3 protein-coding genes are annotated in these 5,798 nt (G+C 73.8%); all 3 read right to left on the reverse strand.

Features of this window, described 5'->3' with window-relative positions; translation table 11 throughout:
* Positions 1 to 17 precede the first annotated feature (17 nt).
* Positions 18 to 2,225, reverse strand: coding sequence for a hypothetical protein (locus AOK03_RS34445; protein ID WP_055569317.1), 2,208 nt, complete (start codon positions 2,223 to 2,225; stop codon positions 18 to 20).
* 214 nt (positions 2,226 to 2,439) lie between these two features.
* Positions 2,440 to 4,404 (reverse strand): amylo-alpha-1,6-glucosidase, encoded by a 1,965-nt coding sequence (locus AOK03_RS34450; RefSeq protein WP_055569318.1) that lies wholly within the window; start codon positions 4,402 to 4,404, stop codon positions 2,440 to 2,442.
* Positions 4,401 to 5,798: MGH1-like glycoside hydrolase domain-containing protein (locus AOK03_RS34455; protein WP_055569319.1), on the reverse strand; the 1,398-nt coding region annotated here is incomplete at its 5' end. The genes AOK03_RS34450 and AOK03_RS34455, both read right to left, overlap by 4 nt.

Consider the following 5,798-nt stretch of genomic DNA (forward strand, 5'->3'; position numbering starts at 1 on the left):
GAGCGGGGCGGTCCGGCTCAGGGTGCGCCCTCGCCCCGGTCCTGCCCCTGATCCTCCGCTTCCTCCGCCGCCAGGTCCTCCATGATCTCCGGCAGGGTGCGGAGCCGGGACACCGTCTGGTTCAGCAGGCGCACCGTGGCATCGGCCCGCTGCCGGGCGATCGGCCGACCGACGGCCACCGCGTCGGCCTGTTCCTTGAGCTTCTCGAGGAGATCCCCGGTCGCCGCGGACGCCTCGTACAGGTTCCGCACCCGGTCCTCGACCTGCTTCACCAGGTCGTCCACCGGCGGCGTCGCGGCCGCCGCACCCGTGGTGCCCCCGGGTTCGGGCAGCCAGAGGGCGGAGGCCACCGGGTCCGCGGGAGCCGTGGGCGCTGATTCCTCCGGGGAGGGCGGAGGGGCCGGGACCGGCGACGCGGGCCGCGCGGACCGGGGCGTGGGGGTCTTGCGGGCCCGCTTCCCCGTCTCCTTCGGAAACTCCCTGTCGAACCAGATGGCCGTCATCTCGCGGCCGGGCATCGCCCTGCCCGACACACCGACCTGCCACGGCCTCCGGTCGCCCTCGTCCATGGCGGCGACAAGTTCCTTGAGAACCCCCACCGCCATCATCCGGCTCTTCTCGTAACGCAGCGCCTGGAGGGAGTTGGTGACGGAACGCCGCTCGCGGCGCATGCGCTCCCCCGTGTCGCCGATCACTTCCTGGCCGTCGAGCGATCCACGGTCGGCCTCGATGATGCCGAAGGAGGCGAGCCAGTGCGCGGCGCGGTAGGCCACCAGCTCCTCGAAGGCCGCGTCGTCGGTCTCCGCGGTCGCCAGCAGATCGGGCAGCCTGCGTCCGTTGACGACGATGCCTTCCCTGACCTTGGTGCCGAACACCTGCCCGACACGCGGATTCCAGGGCATCGGATAGCTCTCGGAGGTCAGTGCCGACCAGGTCCGGGCGCGCTGATGGACCTCGGTCGCGCTGAGCAGGGACGGAGGATTCTCGCTCAGTGCGCGGCGCAGGAGATGCCGCTTGCGCGGGTCCGTCGGGAACAGCTCCTGCAACAGCAGCATGGACCGCAGATCGCGGAGTTCGGAGACCTCCATGTCGGGCAGTGCGCCGGGGAGTTCACGGATGGGCGCGAGGCCGGAGAGGACCTCGGCCGTCCGCTCGTCCATCACCCGCTGGGCCACGTACATGCCGAGCACGCTCCGCCCGAGCGCCCGGGAGCGGTTGACGGCGTCGAACTCCAGCGGCGGGTGCACATGGTCGCGGCGGTTGTTCATCTGCACGATGCGGTAGAGCCGCTTCGGGGTCGGCGTGCCGATCACCAGGTGGGCGTCGACCACCGCGATGGCGGCGGCCCGTCGAGCCCGCGAGCCGCTCGTGGGGTCCAGGTCGTCGGAGGCCGCGGCGTATTCGCGATTGAGCAGCGCGGAGAATTCGCCGAGCCAGACACGGGGGTCATGAATGACGGCATCGCCCTCCCGTCCCAGCTTCTCCACGGGAACACCGGCGAGGACCTCACCGGAACTTAGACGGAAAATCGATTGGCGTTTCTGCGTTCGGTTGTTGCCGCGGACCGCCATCCAGCCCCAATACGCGGTGGGGTGACAAGGGTTGCCGTCGGAGTCCAGCTCGGGATCCTCCTCGAGCCGCACCTGCTGCGGTACGTAGAGGCCCGGATCCTGCTGCCCGTTGAGGACCAGGTCCTCCTCCAGGTCGTAGGGGCGGACCCGGTCGCGCCGCATCAGTGCGTTCGCCGCGTCCTCCGCGTTCATCATGAGCGCCTGCCGGTTGGGCACGACGCTTTCGAGGGCGGCGAGGTACGTCTCGCTGCCGTCTCCGACGATCCCCTTCCAGGGGCGCGCCGGAGCGAGCGTCCGCTCGGTGTGCTGCCCGACCGTCGGATCGGCCATGGAGCGCCAGATCGAGCTGATCCTCTCGTTGTGGCCCCACTGCACACCCCCGACTCCGTGCATGCGGACCACGGCGACGACCATGTCACCGGCATCGGTACGGAGACGGCGGACGGCGTCACCGCGCAGGGTGCGCACGCCGTTGGCGTCGGCTTCGCCCAGTGTGGCCTCGGGGTTGACGACGAAGGGGACGATGTTCTCCAGCGCGCCACGGGGCAGGTTGACCCCCTCGGTCGCCAACACCGCCTCGATCCAGGCCTCTTGGCGCTCCGCGGACACCGGAAGCGGGAAGGGACCCTCGCCCTGGCTCGTGCTCGTGCTCATGCGACACCTCGCATCCATCGGATTTTCCGACATCAGCCTCCAGCGCCCGCCGCACCAACGCGACAGATACGCCATGGGCACATGACTTCGAGCGGCTTAAGAAAAACAAGAGAGGCCGCGACAATCGCCGCCGGGCGACAGGATCACGACCTCTTGTGCGAATTGAGCGAACTGGCGTATGGATTAAGACGGTTCACTTAGAACCGCATTGCCGTCACACCCCGCCCACCGCCGTCAGCAACGCCAGCGGTGCCGCCGCCGAGCGGGATTCCGGTACGCATGCGTGGGGGTATGGCACCGGGGCGCGGCAGGCCGTCCTGTCGTAGCCGGCGAGGGCCTCCGGGAGGCGGTCGTTCGTGGTGGCGGCTGCGGCGGCGAGGCCTCGGGCCAGGGCGCGGGCCTCGTCGTGGAGGCCGTAGCGGGCGAGGCCGAGGGCGATGAGGGCGTTGTCGTGGGGCCACACCGAGCCGCGGTGGCTGGAGAGGGGGTGGAACGCGGGCTGACCGGCCGCGAGCGTCCGCACGCCCCAGCCCGAGAAGAAGTCGGGCTCCAGCAGGCGGCGCCCCACCGTCTCGCCGTACTCCTTGTCGAGCAGCCCCGACCAGAGCAGATGCCCGGCGTCCGAGGCGAGCGCGTCGACCTGGCGGCCGTCGCCGTCGAGCGCGAGCGCCGGGAAGCCGTGCTCCGGCATCCAGAAGTCGCGCTGGAAGCGGTCGCGCAGGTCGGCCGCCGTCTGCGTGAGCAGGTCCGCGTACACCTCGTCGGCCCAGACGGTCCGGGCGAGCCGGGCGGTGCGCCGCAGGGCGTCGTACGCGTAGCCCTGCGCGCCCGCCGCCATGACGGGCCCCGTCGCGCCACTGCCGTCGGCGGAGCAGATCGCGCCGGGCGAGTCCTTCCAGTTCTGGTTGGCGCGGCCGCCCGGGTCCGGGCGGTGGACGAGGTAGCCGCGCGAGGTGAGCCCGCCGTGGTCGAGCATCCAGCCGACGGCGGCCCGCGCGTGCCCCTCCAGGCGGCGGGCGGGCGCGGTGTCCCCGGTCTGTTCGGTGTACGCGCCGAGCAGCACGAGGAAGAGGGGCGTCGCGTCGACCGAACCGTAGTAGCGGCCGAACGGCACCTGGCCGAAGTGCGCGAGCTCGCCGTGCCGCATCTCGTGGACGATCTTCCCCGGCTCGGCGACCGCGCCGTCCACGGCCTCCGTGGCCTGCGTCGCGGCGAGCGCGGGCAGCGTCGCGGCCGCCAGGCCCGGGAGATGGGGCAGCGCGAAGAGGGACGTCAGCAGGGCGTCCCGGCCGAGCAGCGTGAGGAACCAGGGCACCCCGGCGCCGGGCACCCGCAGCTCCTCGCCGTCCGGGCCCCGCGCAGGCACCTGCAGCGCGGCGAGGTCCGCGAGGCCGCGCGCGCAGGCCGCCGCGAGCTCGGGCCAGGCGGTGGGCAGCGAGACGCCGGACGCGTACTCCTCCTCGATGGCGGCGAGTTGGCGCACCGCCTCCGCAGGAGACCGCGGCGCGTACGGCTCGGGCTCCCCGTGCGGCCGTGCCGCGGCACGCAGTGCCACCTCCAGCGATCCGCGTGCGTCGAGCTCCAGGGTCCATACGAGGCGTCGCGCGCCGGTGCCGGTCTGCTCGACGCCGTCCGGCGCGGGGTCGGCGGTCACCGCCGTGCGGGAGCACCACTCGCCCCGCCGGTAGGTGAACTCGATGCCCTCGCCCCCGTCGAGCGGCAGCCGGGACCTGACGGCGCCCGGCTTCGCGTACGTGCGGTGGTCGGCGCGCAGCTCGAACTGGTCGGTGAAGTCGGCGTCCACGGTCAGCGCGAGGGCCACGCGCGTCGGCACCGGCCGGTTGCTCAGGAACCGCAGCGTCTCCAGGAACACCCCGTCGGCGACGGCCTGTTCGCGGAAGATCGTGTACGCGGGCGGCTCCTGGCGGCCGCCGCGCGGCACCAGGACGCAGCGTGCCGCGTCGGCCGCCGCGGCCGACGTCGCCACGGGGGTGAGGATCTCGGGCACCGCCCCGTCGACGGTGAGCTGCCAGCGGCTGAGGTGCCGCGCGTCCCGTACGAACAGGCCGCCGGGGCCCGCCGCGGTGCCGCGCGCCGAACCGACGCCGCTGATGTCGCCACCCGCGCCGACGGCCACGAAGGTCCGTCCCCGCACAAGGAGTCGATCCCGATCGCTCATGCCCACACCTCTTCTTCCGGGAGCCCGTCCCGCCGGCTCCGGCCGTCGTCGTGCAGCAGGTCCAGCGCCAGCGCCGCGGTCCAGCCGAAGCCGCGCGCGCCGCTCCCGCGGGCGGTGCGCGGGTCGACGTACTCGGCGAATCCCGAGGTGACGGCCGCGTCGAGCAGCGCGTCCCGCAGCCCGTCCGCCCGCTCGTGCTCGCCGTGCAGCCGCAGGCCCTTCACCACGAGCCAGTTGGTGTTGAACCAGGCGGGCCCGCGCCAGTACCGCCGCGGGTCGAAGGCGGGCCCCCGCAGGTCGTAGCTCGGCACGAGCCGCGCCTGCCCGCCGAGGCCGAAGTGCGGGCCGCACGCGGTGCGCACCAGGGCGGCGGCCGTGCCGGGCGGGAGCGCGGGCAGTACGAGGGGGACGAGGCCGGTGACGCCGCGCTCGGGGACGAGCTCTCCGTCGGGGCCCGGGGCGCGCAGGTCACGGCAGAGGAAGAGCGCGCGCCGCGGGTCCCAGAGGCGCGACACCAGGGCCTCGGTCAGCGTCTCGGTGCGCTCCCGGCGCTCGCGCGCCGACTCCGCCAACCGGGGCCGCCCGGCCGCCAGTTCCTCCTCGATGCGGGCCAGCGCGCGTTCCGACGCGATCAGCAGCGCGTTGAACGCGGGGTCCTCGACCGCGAAGGCGCCGAGGCCGCCCCCGTCCGCGTACCGCCGGTCCCGGTACTCCGCCGCCAGCCGCACGTATCTGCCGTAGTCCGCGTCCGTCGGCCGGTCCTCCGGAGCTCCGTGGTCCAGGTCCGCGCGACGGTAGGCGCCCGGCTCGGCGGGCTCGACGCGGCTCAACGGGGCGTCCCAGCAGGGGCTGTTGTCCATGCCCTGCTCCCAGGGGTGCAGCACTGCGGCGAGTCCGGCGCCTCCCGCGTTCCGCGCGGACAGCAGGTAGCGGTGCCAGGCGGCCAGGCGCGGGTGGACGCGGGCGAGGAAGGAGCGGGCCCTGGACAGGCCGGGGTCGGCGCGGTGCACCAGCCAGGCGGCGAGCGCGTGCACCGGCGGCTGCACGATGCCGGACGTCTGGACGGCCGCGGGCGCGCCCGCGGCACGACCGGCCGTCGTGGAGCGCCAGAAGTCGGGGCTCGGGAAGTACGCGTCGAGCGGCACGGCCTCGTCGAAGACGATGTGCGGGACGCGGCCGTCGCCCCACTGGGCGGCGAGCAGCGTCTCCAGCTCCGACTGGGCGCGCAGCGGCGAGAGGTGGCGGAGCCCGATCGCGATGAACGCCGAGTCCCAGGACCACTGGTGCGGATAGAGCGCCCGCGACGGCACGGTGGACGTCCCCGTCCAGTTGGCCCGGAGCACCGCGGCGGCCCGCTCCCGCAGCATCCGCCGCGGCGCGGCGGCGCGGGAGGC

The sequence above is a fragment of the Streptomyces atriruber genome (genome assembly GCF_001418325.1).
GTDB lineage: Bacteria > Actinomycetota > Actinomycetes > Streptomycetales > Streptomycetaceae > Streptomyces > Streptomyces atriruber.